We start from the raw sequence: 17,119 nt of genomic DNA on the forward strand, positions 1-17,119 counted from the left end.
TTGCGCGCGGGGGTTGCTGCGCCGTGGTCGTGGTTGGTCGGGTCGTCGCCGACCGGCGCGGCCCTGTCCTCTGGTAGGCGGCCGCCCCGGGTGGGCGACGCTGGGAAGGAGAGGCTGTGTCCGGGATCCACCGGCGCCGGGCGCTGCAACTCTTCGGTGCGATGGGCACGATCGGGCTGGCATCGGCCTGCGCCCAGAACGGAGCCGGCGACGACACCGCCGGCACCGTCGAGACACCGGTACGAATTGGACTGCTGTTACCCGCTACCGGCGGCTACCGGCAAATCGGCGATGAGATCAGGAACGGTTTCCGTGGCTATCTGAGCACCACCGACGGGCGGCTGGGTGGCCACCCGGTCACGGAGCAGGAAGAAGACGAAGGAGGCTCCCCAGAAGCCACCGCCGACGCCCTGGAACGGTTGGTGGACGCGGAGGTCAACGCCATCGTCGGGGTGGTCGACTCGGCGGCGCTGCTGGCGATCAGCGCGGATGTGGAACGGGCACATACCCCGTTACTCAGCGCCCACGCATCCCCGCTGGAGTTGACCGGGGTGCCCTACATCTGGCGTACCTCCTATGTGAACGACGAACCCGGGCTGGCGCTCGGCCGGCACCTGGTGCAGGCGGTGACCGGCCCGGTGTCGGTGGTGGCGCAGGACGACCCGTTCGGTCGGGAGGCGGTAGCCGGCCTGCAGGAGGCGTTCGCCGAAGCGCAGGCGAGCGACCGGCTGGCCGAGCCGATCTTCACCGAGGAGGAGCGCCAGCCCGACGAGGACTACTTCGACGACGCGCTCTCCCAGCTGGCGCAGCAGGCGCCGGCGGCGACGTTCGCAGCGTACGCGGGCGCCGCGGCGGTCGAGTTCGTCGGTCAGTACCTGGCCGCCGGGTTCGACCCGACCGAGCTCTACGCCCCGGGCCACCTGACCGAGGGGGCGGTGCTCGCCGAGTACGGCGACGACCTGATCGGCGTCCACACCGCCGCGAACTACGCCCCCGAACTGCGGGGCGGCGCCAACCGCACGTTCGCCACCCGCTACCGGGCCGAGCACGGGCCGCCGAGCAGCTTCGCGGTGGCCGGGTACGACGCGGCGTTGGTCCTGGACGCGGCGATCCGGCGCACCGACGGCGACCCGAGCCCACGGCAGATCAACCTGGCGCTGGGCGAGGTCGGGCTGGTCGACAGCCCGCGCGGGCGGTGGCAGTTCAACCAGAACCGCACCCCCACCCAGAAGTGGTTCCTGCGCCGAGTGGAGTCAGACGGTCCGACCACCGCCAACCTGGTGGTCCAGGAGTTGGGCACGCTCGGGTAACGGCGAGGTCAGCGACGCAGCTCCAGGATGCAGCACTTGACGCTGCCGCCGCCCTTCTTGAGCTCCGAGAGTTCGACCGGCATTGGTTGGTATCCGGCGGCGGCCAACTTCGCGGCCATCCCGCTGGCCTCGGCGTTGAGCACCACCCGCTCGCCGTCGCTGACCAGATTGAGCCCGAACGCGGCGGCGTCGACCTCGTCGGCGACGACCGCGTTCGGGAACAACCGGTGCAGGACCCGCTGCGAGCCGGGGGAGAAGGCGCCCGGATAGTACGCCAGCTGCGCGGCGTCGCCCTCGCGAAGCACCGCCAGCGCCGTGTCGAGGTGGTAGAAACGGGGGTCCACCAGCTGCAGCGAGAGCACCGGGCGCCCGAAGACCTCCTGGACCTCGCGGTGAGCGGCCGGGTCGGTACGGAACCCGTACCCGGCGAGGATCACCTCACCGGTCCAGGCGAAGTCGCCCTCGCCCTCGTTCACCTCGGCCGGCTGGTGAGTGCGCCACCCCTGCTGCTCGTACCAGCGCAGATGGTGGTCGGCCTCGGCGGCGCGCTGCGGGTGCCGGAACCTCGCCCCGTACGCGATGCCGTCCAGCACGAACCCGCCGTTGGCGGCGTAGACCATGTCCGGCAGGTCCGGCGCCGGGGGCAGCTCGTGGATGGTGTGGCCGAGTTCGGCGAGCGTCTCCCGAAGCCGCTGCCACTGCTTACCCGCCAGCTCGGTGTCGACCGGCGTGGTCGGGTCCATCCACGGATTGATGCGGTAGTTCACCTCGAAGTACGTGGGCGGGCAGAGGAGGTAGGCCCGGCTGCGGGGGTGCGTCATGAATACCAAGCGTAGATACTCGTTGACAATGGAAACAGCGCCAAGCATTGCGTTACGGAGGCAGGATGCTGCGCCATGGATGAGCTAGACAAGCGAATCGTTGCGTCGTTGTTGGCCGATGGTCGCGCCTCCTACGCGGAGATCGGCGCCGAGGTTTCCCTCTCGGCGCCAGCGGTGAAACGGCGGGTCGACCGGCTCCGGGCGACCGGTGTGCTGAAGGGCTTCACCGCGGTGGTCGACCCGGAGGCGGTCGGTTGGTCGACCGAGGCGTTCGTCGAACTGTTCTGCGTCGGCCGGACCTCCCCGGGGCAGATCGCCCAGGCCGCCGCCCGGCACCCGGAGGTGGTCGCGGCGTACACCGTCTCCGGCGAGGCGGACGCCCTGGTCCATCTGCGAGCGGCGGACATCGGGCACCTGGAACGGGCGCTGGAGCGGCTCCGCGCCGAACCGTTCATCTCCTCCAGCCGGAGCACGATCGTGCTCTCCCGGCTGGCCACGGCCGACCCGGCGGCGGCCCCCTTCGGCGGGAACCAATAGGGGCACAGCGCAATCGGCCCACCGAGCCGAGTGCGGCCGATGGCCGGGGCAAGACCTAGAGGTACATACCGGTGCTGAAGTGCTCGCTGTCGCGGGTCGGGTGATCGTCCTCGGCGAAGAATCGCCGGCCACCGAACTCGCCCTGCAACCGGTCGTCGAGCTCGTCGGCGAGGCCGGTCATCACCTGCACCGCCAGCACCAGATGGCTCGGCTGGAAGTTGCGACCAAAGACCGGCACCGACGCCCAGACCGTCTCGTTGGCGCAGTACAGCCGGCCGACCGGCATCCGGTTGGTGAGTTCGGAGAGCCGGCCGTAGAGCTGCTCGGAAGGTTTGATCTCGGTCAGGATGGGCGAGAAGACATCGACCAGCGGTGGGTTGTCCCGGACCTTGACGAAGACCATGGCGGTGCCGGCACGGATACCGATGTCGCCGTCGCCATCGGCGATCAGCTGGTCCGGGGTGGTGCGTTGCATCGCCGCCACCACCTCGTGGACCTGCTCGCGCAGGAGCATGGCGTCGTGCAGCTCCGGCCCGTCCGGAATTGGCGCGGTCGCCGGGTTGGTCGGCGGCGCCCCCGGAAACAAGGCCGCGCGGGCGCTGCCCAGCGGGGCGATGCTGAGCGGCTGCTGCGCCGCGTCGTGGCTCCAGTAGACCAGGAAGGCCGGGTGCGGGGCGCCGTAGATGTCCCGCATGGTGCGGCAGAGCACAGTGGCCAGCCGGGGCGCCTCGGCGATCGGGGTGGTGATGCCGAACTGGTCGCCCGAGCCCGGCTCCACCCCGGGTGGGGACCAGCCGAGCGCAACCAGATCGGCGATGGCGGCGCGGTTCAGCCGGAAGCTCTCGGGCAGCGATCCGTTGCCGACCGCCCGCGCCGCGAGGCTGCCGTCGTCGGCGACCGTGACGCTGACGGTGTAACTGGCGTCGCCGGTGCCGGAGGCGGTCGGGTCGAGGGTGAGGTCGAGGTACGCGTCAGCGGGCAGCTCTGCCAGCACGTCGGCGAGTGCCCGGGCGAATTCCTGCCATGCGCGCGAAACTTTCTCCCGAAGGTCCGCGGTGTCTGGATTGGCTTCTAGCAACATCGCTCCCCCTTGGTCCTCGCGCTCACAGTAACCCCTGCGGGTGCGGTTGCTGCCGGGAGCGGCGGGAATCTGACTCACAAACCAGACATTTGGCTACCAGCCTCGCAGGAGTCACTCTTCGTCCGGGGCCGGCTGGTCTGGCCAGTCCCGGGCCAGCCCGGCGAGGGCGGCGGCGGCCTGCTCCGGGTCGGCCCCCCGCCCCACCGCGACCCCCAGCAGAAAAGTCGACAGCGGCGCGGCCGGGCGGGCCACCGCGTGCGCCACATCCCGGGCCACCGCCAGCAGTAGCCGCCGCTGTTGGGCGTCGGGAGAGTCGGCGGTCAGCCCCAGCGCCTGGCTGGCCGCGTCCATCCATTCGGCCAACGGGTCCGGTTCAGCCGGCTGGCCCGGCTCCGTCCGCGGGTTCGACATTCGCCAACTCCTCCGCTCGTCTCCGGTCAGCCTCAGTGTCGCAGTCCCACCACGGTGGGGGTTCGTGCCCGGGGGCGGTGACCTCGGCGACCCGCAGCGGCGCGAGGAGTCGCCGCAACGGCGTGCCGGTCAGCTTTTCCGGCAGCGCGGACCGGGCCGCCCGCAGCGCGGTCACCCGCCAGAGTCCGCAGAGCCACTGCCGCTGGCCACCGTCGTCGACGTAGACCGCCCCGTCGTACGCATCGGTGGTGGCGCGCCGAAGTCGGTCGACCGCCGCGCGGGTGAGCAGCGGCAGATCCGCCGCGAGCAGCGCGACGAAGCCGGCGTCGGCGGGCAGCTCGGCCAGGCCCGCGGCGGTGGCCGCGGCCGGTCCGCCGCCCGCCGGCCGCTCGTGAACGAACACAGTGTCCGGTGGGGCCGGCAGTCCGGCCGGACCTACCACGATCAACGGGTCGGCGTCGGCTACCGCGCCCAGCACCCGGGCCAACATCGGCGTACCCGCCACCGGCGCCATCGGTTTTGCTGGGCCACCGAACCGCTGGCCGGCGCCGCCGGCCAGCACGATCGCCGCGTAGGCCTGGGTCCGCGCCGGCATAGTGCGATCCTAGGCCGTTCGGTGCCTGCTCGGAACGCCCGATTCGGGTACGGTCACCGGATGGGACAGATTCACGACCTGGCTGACCGGTACGTCGATGAGTTGGCGGCGCTCGACCCCACGTCCGCCACGTTCATCGGCATTGCTGGCTATGACGACCGGCTCACCGACCTTAGCCTTGACGGGTACGCCGCGCGGGCCGACCACGACCGCCGGACGTTGCGGGAGCTGACCGGGTTGTCGCCGCAGGACGAACCGGAACGGGTGGCGCAGGAAGCGATGCTGGAGCGGCTGGAGCTGAGCGTCGCCCATTACGACGCGGGTGAGACCACCAGCGAGCTCAATGTGCTCACCAGCGGGCTGCATGACACCCGGATGGTCTTCGATCTGATGCCGGTCGTTGGCGAAGCGGCGGCGAGCAACATCGCCGCCCGGCTGGCTTCGGTGCCAGCGGCGTTGCGTGACTTCCAGCGTACTCTGTGGACCTCTGCGGAGCAGGGTCACGTCGCCGCGCAGCGGCAGATCCTGGAGGTGGCCAAGCAGTGCGACAGCTGGACCGACCCGGCCGGGGACGACTTCTGGCCAGGGTTGGTCCGCCGGGTGGCCGCCGCCGCCGAGCTGCCCGACTCGCTCACCGCGCAGTTGTGGCGGGGAGCCGAGGACGCGCGCCAGGCCACCACCGAGTTCGGGCAGTTCCTGCGGGCCGAGCTGGCCCCGTTGGGCGGTGCCAAGCAGGCGGTGGGCCGAGAGCGTTACCAGCTCGCCTCGCGTTACTTCCTCGGCGCCACCATCGACCTGGAGGAGACCTACGCCTGGGGCTTCAACGAGCTGCACCGGCTGGAGCTTGAGATGGTGGGGCTGGCCGAGCAGATCGCCGGGGCCGGCGCCCAGGTAGACGACGCGGTGGCGGTGCTGGACGCCGACCCGTCCCGCACCATCGCCGGCAAGGAGGAGTTCCGGGAGTGGATGCAGCACCTCGCCGACCGGACCGTCGCCGAGCTGATGGACACCCACTTCGACATCCCGGAGCCGGTCCGACAGATCGAGTGCTGCATCGCCCCGACTAGCGACGGTGCGATCTATTACACCGGCCCCAGCGAGGATTTCAGCCGCCCGGGTCGGATGTGGTGGGCGGTTCCTTCTGGAGTGGACACCTTCTCCACCTGGCGGGAGGTGACCACGGTCTACCACGAGGGCGTGCCCGGCCACCATCTGCAGATCGCCCAGACCAGCTACCGCTCCGGGCACCTCAACCGGTGGCAGCGGCTGATCGCGCGTACCTCCGGGCACGCCGAAGGGTGGGCGCTCTACGCGGAGCGGCTGATGGACGAGCTGGGCTACCTCGCTGACCCGGGCGACCGGTTGGGCATGCTCGACGCCCAGGCGATGCGCGCGGCCCGGGTGATCGTCGACATCGGCATGCATCTGGAGTTGGAGATTCCGGTCGGCAACCCGTTCGGCTTCCACCCGGGCGAGCGGTGGACCCCGGAGTTGGGTTGGGAGTTCATGCGGGGGCACTGCCGGGTGCCGGACGAAAACCTCCGCTTCGAGCTCAACCGCTACCTCGGCTGGCCCGGCCAGGCGCCCTCCTACAAGGTGGGCGAACGGATCTGGTTGCAGGCTCGGGAGGACGCCAGGGCTCGGCACGGGGACGCGTTCGACCTTAAGGCGTTCCACCGCACAGCCCTGGATCTGGGCGGGCTGGGGCTGGATCCGTTGCGGGCAGCTCTCGCGCGGATCTGAGCCGGAGCCGGTGACCTCCCGGCATCCCATGGCGCCGGTCCGGTGGTGGAGACCGGCGCCATGGGGCCGGAGCATCTACTGCGGAGTGCCGCGCCGGCTCGCGGCCGTCCCCGAGGTGGGCGCCGCCGGCTGCTGCTGGGCCTGCTCCTGCTGTGCCTGCGACTGATGGTGCGCCGGTGGCCGGTGTTCGCCCGGCCGGCCGGGGCCGGCCCCGGCCGGTGCGAATCGACCCTGCGGGTACTGCTCATCCGCGCTCCGCCGCTGCTGCGCCTGCATCGCTGCCGCCGCGCCGGCGATGCCGACCATCACTATCCCCGCGCCAGCGATCAGCAACCAGCGGCGGCGCCGTTGCCGCATCGAGTGGGCACGCATCCGGCCGCGGGCCCGCATCCGTTCCCGGGCGGCGGTGTGCCGCATGTGGCCGGCCCCGTGGCGGGCCGCCATCATCCAGGGGGCCACATTGGCCGCCCACATCTCTTGCAGGTCGTAACCGCGCCTGCGGCTGTTCATCACCGTGGCCACCTCCGTGTGCTGTGCCGCTGCGCGGCGCCGTCTCTCCGCGATGCTATGACAGATATGTCAGCTTTGAGGGTGTTTCGCTGGGTCGGGTGGCTCAGCGGCCCCTGGCCCGCCCGGCCGCACCCGGTTACCGTGCAGGGGTGAGCAACCCTGCCTGGCACGGACTGCTGGTCGCCACCGCCCTGCCATTCGCCGACGACGATCGGGTCGACTACGACGGCTACGCCGCGCACGTCCGCTGGCTGGCCGAGGCCGGCTGCGACGGCGTGGTCCCGAACGGCTCGCTGGGGGAGTATCAAGTCCTCTCCGAGGCCGAACGCGCCGAGGTGCTGCGGACCGCGGTCGCCGCCGCGCCACCCGGCTTCGCGGTGGTGCCCGGCGTCTCCGCGTACGGTGCCCGGGAGGCGGCGAGCTGGGCCGAGTTCGCCGCCGAGCTGGGCTGCCCGGCGGTGATGGCGCTGCCCCCGAACGCGTACCGGGCCGACCCGTCGACGGTGCGGGCGCACTTCGCGGCGGTCGCCGCGGTGGGGCTGCCGGTGGTGGCCTACAACAACCCCATTGACACCAAAGTGGACCTCACGCCGGAGTTGCTCGGCCAGCTCTATGATGCCGGCCTGATCGTGGCGGTCAAGGAGTTCTCCGGTGACGTTCGCCGCGGCTACGAGTTGGCCGAACGCGCGCCCGGGCTGGATCTGATCGTCGGCTCCGACGATGTCGTGCTGGAGCTGGCGCTGGCCGGGGCGGTCGGCTGGATCGCCGGCATCCCCAACGCCCTGCCGGAGCCGTGCGGGGAGCTGTGGCGGGCCGCGCGCGCCGGGGATCTGACCACTGCCCTACCCGGCTACCGGCGCCTGCATCCGCTGCTGCGCTGGGACTCCCGCACCGAGTTCGTGCAGGCGATCAAGCTGGCGATGGACGAGGTCGACCGGTTCGGCGGTGGCTGCCGGCCACCCCGTTCGCCACTGTCGGCGGCTGCGGCGGCCGAGGTACGCCGCGCGGTCGCGTACGCGCGAAAGGATTGACCGGTGCGTTCCCGGCACGTCTTCCACGCGGTCGACTCCCACACCGAGGGGATGCCCACCCGGGTGATCACCGGAGGCGTGGGGGCGCTGCCGGGGGCCACCATGGCCGACCGCCGCGGGTACGCCATCGCGGAGCTTGACCAGCTGCGGACCCTGCTGATGTGCGAACCGCGCGGTCACGCGGCGATGTCCGGGGCGGTGTTGCAGCCGCCGACCCGCCCCGACGCCGACTACGGCGTGCTCTTCATCGAGGTGTCGGGGTTCCTGCCGATGTGCGGTCACGGCACGATCGGCGTCGCCACGGTGCTGGTGGAGACCGGCATGGTGCCGGTGACCTCGCCGACCACCACGGTCCGGCTCGACACCCCGGCCGGGCTGGTCACCGCCGAGGTGGCGGTCCGCGACGACGGCGCCGCCACCGGCGTGACCATCCGCAATGTCGCCGCCTACCCGGTGCGGCGGGACGCCACCGTGACCGTGCCCGACCTCGGCGAGGTCCGCTACGACCTGGCGTACGGCGGCAACTTCTACGCCATTGTGGAGTTGGCCGAGTTGGGGCTGCCGGTCACACCGGCCGACCGGCCCCGGCTGCTCGCCGCCGGGCAGGCGATCATGGCGGCGGTCGACCGGGAAGACTCGCCGCACCACCCCGCCGCCCCGCCCGGCCTGCCCTGCCACGGCGTCTACCTCGCCGCGCCCGGCTCCGACGCCCGCCATTCCCGGCACGCGATGGTGATCGAGCCGGGCTGGTTCGACCGGTCCCCCTGCGGCACCGGCACCTCGGCCCGGATGGCGCAGCTGTGGGGCCGCGGCGAGCTGGCGATCGGCGCGGAGTTCCGGAACGAGTCGATAATCGGCACCCACTTCGTCGGCCGGCTGGTCGAGGAGACCACAGTGGCCGGTGTGGCCGCGGTAGTGCCGGAGGTGACCGGTCGAGCCTGGCTCACCGGCACCGCCCAGTACCTGCTCGACCCGGAAGATCCCTTCCCGGCGGGGTTTACGCTGTGACCGGCCACCCCGACGTGGTGGTCGTCGGCGCCGGCATCATCGGGGCCGCCTGCGCCTACTATCTTTCCCGTGCGGGTGCCCGGGTGACGGTGCTGGAGGCGGTCTCGGTCGCGGCCGGGACCAGCTCCGCCGGGGAGGGCAACCTGCTGCTCTCCGACAAGTCGCCCGGCCCGGAGCTGACGCTGGCGCTGCGCTCCCGCGACCTGTGGGAGGAGGTCGGCGCCGCGCTCGGCCCGGAGACGATCGAACTGGAGCCCAAGGGTGGGCTGATGGTCGCCGCCGACCCAGCCACCCTCGACCGGCTCGGTGCGCTGGTCGAGACCCAGCGGCGCGCCGGGGTGACCGCGGTGGAGCTGACCCCGGCGCAGCTGCCGGACTATGAGCCCCGGCTGGGCCCGGGCCTGTCCGGTGGCGCCTACTATCCGCAGGATGCCCAGGTGCAGCCGGTCTACGCCACCGCCCGACTGCTCGCCGCCAGCGGCACCGACCTGCACTTCGGCGCCCGGGTGCAGACTGTGGAGACCGGCCCGGCCGGCGTCACCGGGGTCCGGCTCGACGGCGGCCGGCGGATCCCCGCCACGGCGGTGGTGAACGCCGCCGGGGTTTCGGCCGCGGAGGTCGCCGCCACCGTCGACACCCGACTGCCGGTCAGCCCGCGCCGCGGCTTCATCCTGGTCACCGAGGCGCTCGCCGCTCCGGGCCAGCCGCCACCGATCCGCCGTAAGGTCTACGCGGCGGAGTACGTCGGCGACGTCGCCAGCGACGAAGCGGGTCTGCAGAGCTCGGCGGTGGTCGAGGCGACCCGGGCCGGCACCGTCCTGATCGGGGCCAGCCGGGAACGGACCTGGACCGGGGCCGGCGTGCCGCTGCCGGTGCTGCGCCGGCTGGCCCGCCAGGCGGCGGCGCTCTTCCCGTTCCTGACCCGGGTGCGGGTGCTGCGGGCGTACCGGGGCTGGCGGCCCTACTCGCCGGACCACCTGCCGATGATCGGTCCGGACCCGACGGTGGCGGGCCTGTGGCACGCCACCGGTCACGAGGGCGCCGGGATCGGCCTGGCCCCCGCCACCGGCGAGCTGATCGCCGCCCAGCTCACCGGCGCCGACCCGCCGATCGACCCGACCCCGTTCGCCCCCGCTCGCTTCACCTGACCCGCCCGCCGCCCACCCGCGCCGCGCCCGCCGTCACCCGCACCTCAGCCCGTGATCAAGGTGACTGGGTGGCTGCTATAGCAGCCACCCAGTCACCTTGATCAAAGGACGGTGGAGCTTCGCAGCACCTCCTCGGCCTCATCGAGCCGCTCCAGCAGCAGCAGCGCGGCCTGATGCCGGGCCCGCCCGTACGCCTGCAGGGAGGCGTCGACCGCCCCCGGGTTGTCCAGGGGTTCCGCGAGCGGGTAGCTCGACGCGAGCGTGTAGGCGCAGCCGACGGCGACGGTGGCGAGGAGGTCGTCGAGCCGGGCGGCGGGGTGCTCCTCCCGGTAGGCGGCGAGGAGGTCGGGGAGTCCGGTGATCCACTCGTCGCCGAGCAGGATGGTCCGCGGGTCGCAGCCGATCCGGGCGATCTCCCATGACACGTACCGTGGCGTCGGCGGCAGGAAGTCGATGACCGCCGCGACCTCGTCGCCGCGCAGCATCAGGTTCGGAGCGGCGAGATCACCATGCACGACCTGCCCGGTCAGCATGGGTAGGCGCGCCAGGATGGCGGCGACGCGGTCCAATAGGGCCCGCCGCTGCCTGGCTGCGTCCAACGCCCAAGCCTCGAACGGGTCGAGGGCGCCCCGGCGACCGTACTCGTTGATCAGCCGGTCGAAGTGGATACGGCTGCGAGCTAGGTTGCGCACGCGGGATGCGGGCCGCAGGGCAGGCGTGGCTGCCGGGTGCTCCGCAAGCCGCCGGTGAAGCCTGCCGAGCACGGTGCCGACCGCGGACCAGCGGCCGCCGGCGAGGCCGGCTTCGGCGGTCTCGGCGTCGGCGACGTACTCCCACAACGACATCAGTAGCCGCCCGGCATCGTTGACGAGCTCGCCCCCGCAGGTACGGCGGACGGCCGGCACCGGCACGTGGCCCGCCCGGGCGTACTCCGCCAGGGTGATGGCGTCCCGCTCCCGTGGCAGGGCGGCCCGGTCGCGGTAGAGCTTGGCGAACCAGCGGCCACCGGAGCTCTCAGTGACGAGAAAGTTGACAGTCGATGTGCCCGTCGGCAGGTGGCGGACGTCCGATGGTCGGAGGTCGTAACTATCCCGGACCGTGTCAGCGACGGCGGTGACCAGCTGCTCGACGCTGGGAGCGGGTGCTCCGGTCCGGATGGCGGTCACCGGACCACGATAGGGCGGGTTACCGTCGACAGGTGAGTAGGACCCGTCAGCCCGGCGAGCCGTCGTTCTCGATCTGGTTCGATGGTGAGCCGGTGCCGGCGACCCCCGGGCAGACCGTCGCGGCGGCGTTGTGGGCGGCCGGTGTGCGTAGCTGGCGGACCAGCCGGGTCGAGGGCGCGCCGCGTGGCCTGTTCTGCGGCATCGGGGTCTGCTACGACTGCCTGGTCACTATCGACGGCGTGGCCAACCAGCGGGCGTGCCTGGTCCCGGCCCGGCCGCAGCTACGGGTCGCTACCCAGCAGGGGGTGGGCGATGCGGTATGACCTCGCGGTCGTGGGCGGCGGGCCGGCCGGGCTCGCCGCCGCCGTCACCGCGGCCCGCGCGGGGTGCCGGGTGGCGTTGCTCGATTCGGCGCCGCGCCTGGGCGGGCAGTACTGGCGCCACCAGGACGACTCCGGTCACGGGCACCGGTCCTGGGACACCTTCTCGGCGCTGCGCGCGAGCCTGCTCAGCTGGCAGGTCGAGTACCGGCCCGGCGCTGCGGTGTGGTTCGTGGAGTCCGATCCGGATGGTTTTACGCTGCAGCAGGAGGGCGGCCCGCCGGTCACCGCCGCCCGGGTTGTGATCGCCACCGGCGCGTACGACCGGTCGTTGCCGTTTCCGGGCTGGGAGCTGCCCGGTGTGGTGACGCCCGGGGCGGCGCAGGCGTTGCTGAAAGGTTCCGGGGTGGCGGTCGGCTCCCGGGTGGTGGTCGCCGGCGCCGGCCCGTTCCTGCTGCCGGTCGCCGCCGGCCTGCTCAGTGCCGGGGTCCAGGTGGCCGGGGTGTACGAGGCCGGGGCGCCGCTGCGGTACGCCCGGCGCCCGGGTGCGCTCGCCGCCGGCAAGCTTGCCGAAGCTGCCGGGTACGCGGCCACGCTGGCCCGGCATCGGGTGCCGTACCGGACCCGGCACGCGGTGGTCGCCGCGTACGGCTCGGGCGCGGTCGCCAGTGTGGCGGTGGCCCGGCTGGACCGGCGGGGCCGGCCGGTCGAGGGCAGCCGGCGGCCGGTCGAGTGTGACGCGGTGGCGGTCGGCTACGGCTTCACCCCGCAGCTGGAGCTGCCGCTGGCGCTGGGCTGCGCGACGCAGCTCGATGTGGACGGCAGTCTGGTGTTGACGGTGGACATCGCCGGCCGCACCACAGTGCCCGGGGTGTACGCGGCGGGCGAGGTGACCGGAGTCGGCGGGGCCGAGTTGGCGCTGGTGGAGGGCCGGCTGATCGGGGCGGTGGCGGCGATCGCGGCCGGCCGGCCGGCGCCGATGCCCGAGCCGGAGCTGGACCGGCTGCTGGCTGCCCGGTCGGCGCACCGCCGGTTCGCGGCGTTGATGCACCGGGTGCACGCCCCGCCAGCGGGGTGGCTTTCCTGGCTGGCCGACGAGACGTTGCTGTGCCGTTGCGAGGAGGTTCCGGTGTCGGCGGTGCGGGCGGCGGTTACCAGCCTCGGCGCCACCGATGCCCGCGCGGTGAAGGGGCTGTGCCGGCCCGGCATGGGGTGGTGCCAGGGTCGGGTCTGCGGTTACCCGACCGCGGCGCTCACCGCCGACCTGTCGGGGCGAGCGTTGAGCGCCGCCGACCTGGTGACCTTCGCCCGGCGGCCGATCGCCCACCCGGTGCAACTGGGGGAGCTGGCTGCGCCGGAGTGAACCGGCTCAGGCGTACGAGTGGAGACTCTCGAAGCCGAGGTTCACGCCGAACAGGTTCATCATCAGGGTGAGGAAGCCGAGGATCGCCAGCCCGGCGACGACCGTCCGCTTGACGCTCGGGGTGGCCCGGCCGTGCAGGTACGCGGCGTAGATCACCCAGGTGATGAACGCCCAGGTCTCTTTGGGGTCCCAGCCCCAGTAGCGGCCCCAGGACGCCTCGGCCCAGATCGCCCCGGCCGCCACCGCGAAGGTCCAGATCGGGAAGCCGAAGGCGTGCATCCCGAAGCTGAGCCGCTCCACCGTCGCGGCCGTGGGGATCCGGGCGGCGAGCGTGAACGGGAAGCCGCGCCGGCCGTTCTCGTACCCGCGGCGGAGCAGATACATCAGCGTCGTCACGAAGCCGATCAGGAAGGCGGCCGAGGCGAACGCGGCCGCCGCGATGTGGATGGCGAACCAGTGCGAGTCCAGCGCCGGCATCAACGGCTCGACCGGGGTGTAGGCGATCACCCCGGCGGCGCCGATCAGCAGCACGTTGACGAGCGCGAGGTAGAGACTCAGGTGCCGGATGCCCGGGTGCCGGAAGAGGATCACGAACCAGGCGACCACCGCGATCAGGGTGGCGCTGAGCGCGTACTCGTACATGTTGGCGAACGGCAACCGCTCGGCGGCGAGCCCGCGGGTGACGGTGGTGGCCAGGTGCGCGAGCGCGGCCACCACCAGGAGGCCGAGCGCCACCCAGCTGAACCGGCCGAGCGCCCGCCACCCGGTCGGTGACTCATCCTCGGCGGGCGGGCCAGTGGGCAGGCCGGGGTCCGGCGGCGGCGCGCCGGCCGCGCCGACCGACACGCCGGCCAGCTCCGGGGCCTGCCGCATCGAGAAGATCTGGCGCAGCGAGGCGGAGCCGGCCCGGGTCGGACGGTTCACGAACGCGTACTCCGCCGCGTAGGCGAGCATCGCGACCAGGTAGGCGACGATCGTGACCAGCCACAGGTCATCGGAGAGTGTGGCCATTACCTACTCCTTCCGGCGCCCGCCGGGGTCGGGTCGGCGGCGCGGCACGGCGCCGCCTCGATCAGCGCCCGGAACTCCTCGGCGAAACCGGGGTAGTCCGAACGGGGCAGCCCACCAGCCTCGACCAGGCTACGCCCGTGATCGTCATCACTCGCGCGGACCCGGAACCAGACCCGCCGCCGCTTGCCCAGCAACGACGGGATCAGCCCGGCGATCAGCAGCCCGACGCCGGTCAGCACCACCGGGTGGCCGGGGTCAGACCGGACCGAGACCGTGATCCACCGTTCGGTGCCGAGGAACTCGATGGTGGTGCCGTCATCGAGGGTCATCGTCTCCCCGAGCCCGATGAACTCGGGGTCCCCGGCCTGCGTCAGCGCGCCGCTGGCGAGCTGGTCGGCGCTGAGCGCCCACACCGACTGCGGCACCCCGTCGTCGAGGCCCAGGTCGCCGCGGTACGGCAGCAGCATCACCTGTGGGTCGCGTTCTTCTGGGTGGGCCGAGCCGACCACCACCGGCGCGCCCTCCGGCGCGGTCGGCAGGTAGAGCCCTTCGAAGCCGATCTGCTGCGACGGGTCCCGCTCGCCGTCCGGGCCGACGTTGGCGTCGGGGAAGACCACCAGCCCTTCCGCCGTACCCATCGGGTCGATCGGCAGGAACGGGGAGGTGATGGTCTGGGACTCGCCGTACTGGTCGGTGTAGCGCAGGATCAGCGCCTGGCCGTGGCCGAGCAGGTAGACCCCGGCGCCGTCGAGCCGCAGCGGCGAGTTGACGGTGAACTCCACCGGCCGCGGCGCCGCGCCCTCCTCGGTGACCTCGGCGTGGGCCAGGAACGAGGTGGGCAGGCCCTCCTCGGTGAACTCGGCTTCGAAGTCGTCGAGCGCGAAGCAGAACCCGGGCAGCGCGGTGCCGTCGACCCGGGTGCCGAGCCCGAACTCGTCGTACTGCGACAGGGTGTTGCAGAAGCCGGACTCGGACAGCGGCCCCGCCACCACCAGCCGGTTGCCGTGCCAGCCGTACGCGGAGCCGAGCGCCACCCCGATCAGCACCGCCACCATGGCCAGGTGCATCAGGATGTTGCCGGACTCCTTCAGGTATCCCTTTTCGGCGGTGACCGTGGCCGACCCGTCGTCGTGCTGGCGTACCGTGGCGCGCCACCGCCGCCGGCGCAGGGTGCGGCGCAGGTCGTCGGCGACGTCGGCGGGCGCGCCGTCGCTGCTCAGCCCGGCCTGGTGCTGCGGCAGCCGGTCGAGCCGCTTCGGTGCGGCCACCAGCGGCCGCCGCAGCGCGCGCAGGTGGTGCCACAGCCGGGGCACGATGCACCCCACCAGCGACACGAAGAGCAGCAGGTAGATCGCGGAGAACCAGGGGGAGGCGAAGACGTCGAAGAACCCCAGCCGGTCCAGCAGCGGCGCCAGCTCCGGATTTTCCCGGATGTACGCGTTGACGTTGTCGATGTTGACCGTCCGCTGCGGCAGGATCGACCCCGGGATCGCCGCGAGCGCGAGCAGGAAGAGCAGCACCAGCGCGGTCCGCATGCTGGTGAGCTGGCGCCAGCCGTTGCGCAGCCAGGCGAGTAGCGGGTGGGGGCGGGTGACCTCGGCCGCCATCAGATGATCACCTCGAAGCCGACGATGGCGCCGCGCAGCCACAGGATGAACTCGTCCCAGGCGCCGGTGAGCAGCGCGAGCCCGATCACCGCCAGCAGCACCGCGCCGGCCCGGGTGATCCAGACGGTGTGGCGGCGGATCGCCGCCACGGCGCCGAGCATCCACCGGAAGCCGAGCCCGAACAGGATGAACGGCAGCCCCAACCCGAGGCTGTACGCGGCCGCGAGCACCGCGGCCCGGCCGGGGTCGCCGCCGAGCGTGCCGAGTGCGAGCACCGCCCCGATGGTGGGGCCGATGCAGGGGATCCAGGAGAGGGCGAAGACCGCCCCGAAGATCGGCGCGCCGGCGACCCCGGCGGCCGGCAGCCAGCGGCTGCGCACCTCCCGCTGCATCGCCGGCACCAGGCCGAGCAGCGCCAGCGCGAAGACGATCATGAGGACGCCGCCGCCGATCTCCAGCACCCGCTGATGGTCGCGCAGCAGCCGGCCGACCGAAGCGGCGATCACCCCCATGGTGACGAAGACCGCTCCGAATCCGACCACGAAGAGCAGCCCGCCCGCCAGCACCCGGTTCCGCGCGAACGCCCCCGCCCGCCGCTCGACAGTCGCCGTCCTAGGCCGGCCCTCACTCGGCCGATCATGAGCCGCTTCACCGACCCGCCCGGCGTTTCTGTCAACCCGCTCATGATCGGCGCGCTGATCGTCGTCGGCGCGGCGGTCAGCCGGGCGGTCGGCGTCGGCGCCGGAGAGGCCGGTGACGTAGGCGAGATAGCCGGGCACCAGCGGCAGGATGCACGGCGAGAGGAAGCTGACCAGGCCGGCGATCACCGCCACCGCGACCCCGAGCAGCACCGGGCCGGAGGTGACGATCTCCGCGAAGGTCTCACCCATCTGCCGGCGCTCCCTCCGCGGCGATGCCGCGGACCAGCTGCTCCAGCTCCGCCCGGCCGACAACCCGGTAGACCACCGCGGCGAGGTCACCCTCCCGGTCGATGATCAGCGTCGCGGGCGGGCCGACCGGGGCAGGCGGGTCGGAGAAACCGACCCCGTTGGCGAACGGGGGGTCGAAGATGCTCGGGTAGGTGACCCGGCCGGACATGAAGCTGATCGCCCGGTCCCGGGAGTCCCGGACGTTCACGCCGACGAAGCTCACACCGAGCTCCTGGGTCGCCTGGTAGACCTCCTCCAGGTCGGCGGTCTCGGCCCGACACGGCGGGCACCAGGACCCCCACAGGTTGACCACCACCACGTCACCACGCAACGAGGCGACCTCGAACTGCTCCCCGTCGAGCAGCTCCCCGGCGATCGGCGGCGCCGCCGGGCGTTCGCCGAGCGGGTACTCCCGCACCGCCGGGGCGCCGCCCTCGTCGCGGTCGCCCCAGGAGACGATGCCGAACCCCACTCCCAGCGCCACCGCGGCGGCCGCTGCCAGCAGGATCCAGGTACGCCGACGCATGG

18 protein-coding genes are annotated in these 17,119 nt (G+C 72.6%); 8 read left to right on the plus strand and 10 right to left on the minus strand.

The window, feature by feature from the left end; genetic code table 11:
* The first annotated feature begins 116 nt into the window (after positions 1-116).
* Positions 117-1,310 carry an ABC transporter substrate-binding protein gene (locus JQS43_RS00360; RefSeq protein ID WP_239677045.1) on the plus strand — a complete coding sequence of 398 codons (1,194 nt, stop codon included), beginning with the start codon at positions 117-119 and terminating at the stop codon, positions 1,308-1,310.
* Positions 1,311-1,318: 8 nt separating this feature from the next.
* Here JQS43_RS00360 and ddaH read toward each other — a convergent pair whose 3' ends face one another.
* Positions 1,319-2,131, minus strand: coding sequence for a dimethylargininase (gene ddaH, locus JQS43_RS00365; RefSeq protein WP_239677046.1), 813 nt, complete (start codon positions 2,129-2,131; stop codon positions 1,319-1,321).
* Positions 2,132-2,206: 75 nt separating this feature from the next.
* On the opposite strand from ddaH, the gene JQS43_RS00370 reads away from it, so the two are divergent.
* Positions 2,207-2,668 carry an Lrp/AsnC family transcriptional regulator gene (locus JQS43_RS00370; RefSeq protein WP_239677047.1) on the plus strand — a complete coding sequence of 154 codons (462 nt, stop codon included), beginning with the start codon at positions 2,207-2,209 and terminating at the stop codon, positions 2,666-2,668.
* Positions 2,669-2,723: 55 nt separating this feature from the next.
* Here JQS43_RS00370 and JQS43_RS00375 read toward each other — a convergent pair whose 3' ends face one another.
* The 3 genes from JQS43_RS00375 to mobA form a co-directional block, all read right to left on the minus strand.
* Positions 2,724-3,749 (minus strand): T3SS (YopN, CesT) and YbjN peptide-binding chaperone 1, encoded by a 1,026-nt coding sequence (locus tag JQS43_RS00375; protein WP_239677048.1) that lies wholly within the window; start codon positions 3,747-3,749, stop codon positions 2,724-2,726.
* Positions 3,750-3,860: 111 nt separating this feature from the next.
* A complete protein-coding gene (locus tag JQS43_RS00380; RefSeq protein ID WP_239677049.1) occupies positions 3,861-4,160 on the minus strand; it encodes a DUF6457 domain-containing protein in 300 nt (99 codons plus the stop codon).
* On the minus strand, positions 4,123-4,755 hold the full coding sequence (gene mobA, locus JQS43_RS00385) for a molybdenum cofactor guanylyltransferase (protein WP_239677050.1): 633 nt from the start codon (positions 4,753-4,755) through the stop codon (positions 4,123-4,125). Before mobA ends, JQS43_RS00380 begins: the two co-directional genes overlap by 38 nt.
* Positions 4,756-4,815: 60 nt before the next feature.
* On the opposite strand from mobA, the gene JQS43_RS00390 reads away from it, so the two are divergent.
* A complete protein-coding gene (locus tag JQS43_RS00390; protein WP_239677051.1) occupies positions 4,816-6,498 on the plus strand; it encodes a DUF885 domain-containing protein in 1,683 nt (560 codons plus the stop codon).
* 75 nt (positions 6,499-6,573) lie between these two features.
* On the opposite strand, the gene JQS43_RS00395 is transcribed toward JQS43_RS00390, so the two are convergent.
* Positions 6,574-7,008 (minus strand): hypothetical protein, encoded by a 435-nt coding sequence (locus JQS43_RS00395; RefSeq protein WP_239677052.1) that lies wholly within the window; start codon positions 7,006-7,008, stop codon positions 6,574-6,576.
* Between the two features lie 149 nt (positions 7,009-7,157).
* Here JQS43_RS00395 and JQS43_RS00400 point away from each other — a divergent pair, with 149 nt between their 5' ends.
* The 3 genes from JQS43_RS00400 to JQS43_RS00410 are packed head-to-tail and all read left to right on the plus strand — an operon-like array spanning position 7,158 to position 10,195.
* A complete protein-coding gene (locus JQS43_RS00400; protein ID WP_239677053.1) occupies positions 7,158-8,039 on the plus strand; it encodes a dihydrodipicolinate synthase family protein in 882 nt (293 codons plus the stop codon).
* Between the two features lie 3 nt (positions 8,040-8,042).
* Positions 8,043-9,047 carry a proline racemase family protein gene (locus JQS43_RS00405; protein WP_239677054.1) on the plus strand — a complete coding sequence of 335 codons (1,005 nt, stop codon included), beginning with the start codon at positions 8,043-8,045 and terminating at the stop codon, positions 9,045-9,047.
* A complete protein-coding gene (locus tag JQS43_RS00410; protein ID WP_239677055.1) occupies positions 9,044-10,195 on the plus strand; it encodes an NAD(P)/FAD-dependent oxidoreductase in 1,152 nt (383 codons plus the stop codon). Before JQS43_RS00405 ends, JQS43_RS00410 begins: the two co-directional genes overlap by 4 nt.
* Before the next feature lie 101 nt (positions 10,196-10,296).
* Here JQS43_RS00410 and JQS43_RS00415 read toward each other — a convergent pair whose 3' ends face one another.
* On the minus strand, positions 10,297-11,361 hold the full coding sequence (locus JQS43_RS00415; RefSeq protein WP_239677056.1) for a phosphotransferase enzyme family protein: 1,065 nt from the start codon (positions 11,359-11,361) through the stop codon (positions 10,297-10,299).
* Positions 11,362-11,393: 32 nt separating this feature from the next.
* Between JQS43_RS00415 and JQS43_RS00420 the strand changes: the two genes are divergently transcribed.
* Complete coding sequence (locus JQS43_RS00420; protein ID WP_239677057.1) at positions 11,394-11,684, plus strand: (2Fe-2S)-binding protein; 291 nt, start codon at positions 11,394-11,396, stop codon at positions 11,682-11,684.
* A complete protein-coding gene (locus JQS43_RS00425) occupies positions 11,674-13,044 on the plus strand; it encodes an FAD/NAD(P)-dependent oxidoreductase (RefSeq protein ID WP_239677058.1) in 1,371 nt (456 codons plus the stop codon). Before JQS43_RS00420 ends, JQS43_RS00425 begins: the two co-directional genes overlap by 11 nt.
* Positions 13,045-13,050: 6 nt before the next feature.
* On the opposite strand, the gene ccsB is transcribed toward JQS43_RS00425, so the two are convergent.
* From ccsB to JQS43_RS00445, 4 genes are read right to left on the minus strand one after another with little or no spacing between them, the layout of a single operon-like run.
* Positions 13,051-14,055 carry a c-type cytochrome biogenesis protein CcsB gene (ccsB, locus tag JQS43_RS00430; RefSeq protein WP_239677059.1) on the minus strand — a complete coding sequence of 335 codons (1,005 nt, stop codon included), beginning with the start codon at positions 14,053-14,055 and terminating at the stop codon, positions 13,051-13,053.
* Complete coding sequence (gene resB, locus JQS43_RS00435; RefSeq protein ID WP_239677060.1) at positions 14,055-15,662, minus strand: cytochrome c biogenesis protein ResB; 1,608 nt, start codon at positions 15,660-15,662, stop codon at positions 14,055-14,057. Before resB ends, ccsB begins: the two co-directional genes overlap by 1 nt.
* On the minus strand, positions 15,662-16,552 hold the full coding sequence (locus JQS43_RS00440; RefSeq protein WP_239677061.1) for a cytochrome c biogenesis CcdA family protein: 891 nt from the start codon (positions 16,550-16,552) through the stop codon (positions 15,662-15,664). Before JQS43_RS00440 ends, resB begins: the two co-directional genes overlap by 1 nt.
* Positions 16,545-17,117, minus strand: a complete 573-nt coding sequence (locus tag JQS43_RS00445) for a TlpA family protein disulfide reductase (protein WP_239677062.1) — start codon at positions 17,115-17,117, stop codon at positions 16,545-16,547. The genes JQS43_RS00440 and JQS43_RS00445 overlap by 8 nt, the downstream gene beginning before the upstream one ends.
* Positions 17,118-17,119: the final 2 nt, after the last annotated feature.

This window comes from Natronosporangium hydrolyticum (assembly GCF_016925615.1).
Classification (GTDB): Bacteria; Actinomycetota; Actinomycetes; order Mycobacteriales; family Micromonosporaceae; genus Natronosporangium; species Natronosporangium hydrolyticum.

Coding starts and splice junctions, on each gene's coding strand:
- JQS43_RS00395 (WP_239677052.1), bottom strand. CDS start 7,008: ATGAACAGCCGCAGGCGCGGTTACGACCTGCAAGAGATGTGGGCGGCC.
- JQS43_RS00440 (WP_239677061.1), bottom strand. CDS start 16,552: ATGGGTGAGACCTTCGCGGAGATCGTCACCTCCGGCCCGGTGCTGCTC.
- ddaH (WP_239677046.1), bottom strand. CDS start 2,131: ATGACGCACCCCCGCAGCCGGGCCTACCTCCTCTGCCCGCCCACGTAC.
- resB (WP_239677060.1), bottom strand. CDS start 15,662: ATGGCGGCCGAGGTCACCCGCCCCCACCCGCTACTCGCCTGGCTGCGC.
- JQS43_RS00370 (WP_239677047.1), top strand. CDS start 2,207: ATGGATGAGCTAGACAAGCGAATCGTTGCGTCGTTGTTGGCCGATGGT.
- mobA (WP_239677050.1), bottom strand. CDS start 4,755: ATGCCGGCGCGGACCCAGGCCTACGCGGCGATCGTGCTGGCCGGCGGC.
- JQS43_RS00390 (WP_239677051.1), top strand. CDS start 4,816: ATGGGACAGATTCACGACCTGGCTGACCGGTACGTCGATGAGTTGGCG.
- JQS43_RS00380 (WP_239677049.1), bottom strand. CDS start 4,160: ATGTCGAACCCGCGGACGGAGCCGGGCCAGCCGGCTGAACCGGACCCG.
- ccsB (WP_239677059.1), bottom strand. CDS start 14,055: ATGGCCACACTCTCCGATGACCTGTGGCTGGTCACGATCGTCGCCTAC.
- JQS43_RS00425 (WP_239677058.1), top strand. CDS start 11,674: ATGCGGTATGACCTCGCGGTCGTGGGCGGCGGGCCGGCCGGGCTCGCC.
- JQS43_RS00445 (WP_239677062.1), bottom strand. CDS start 17,117: ATGCGTCGGCGTACCTGGATCCTGCTGGCAGCGGCCGCCGCGGTGGCG.
- JQS43_RS00375 (WP_239677048.1), bottom strand. CDS start 3,749: ATGTTGCTAGAAGCCAATCCAGACACCGCGGACCTTCGGGAGAAAGTT.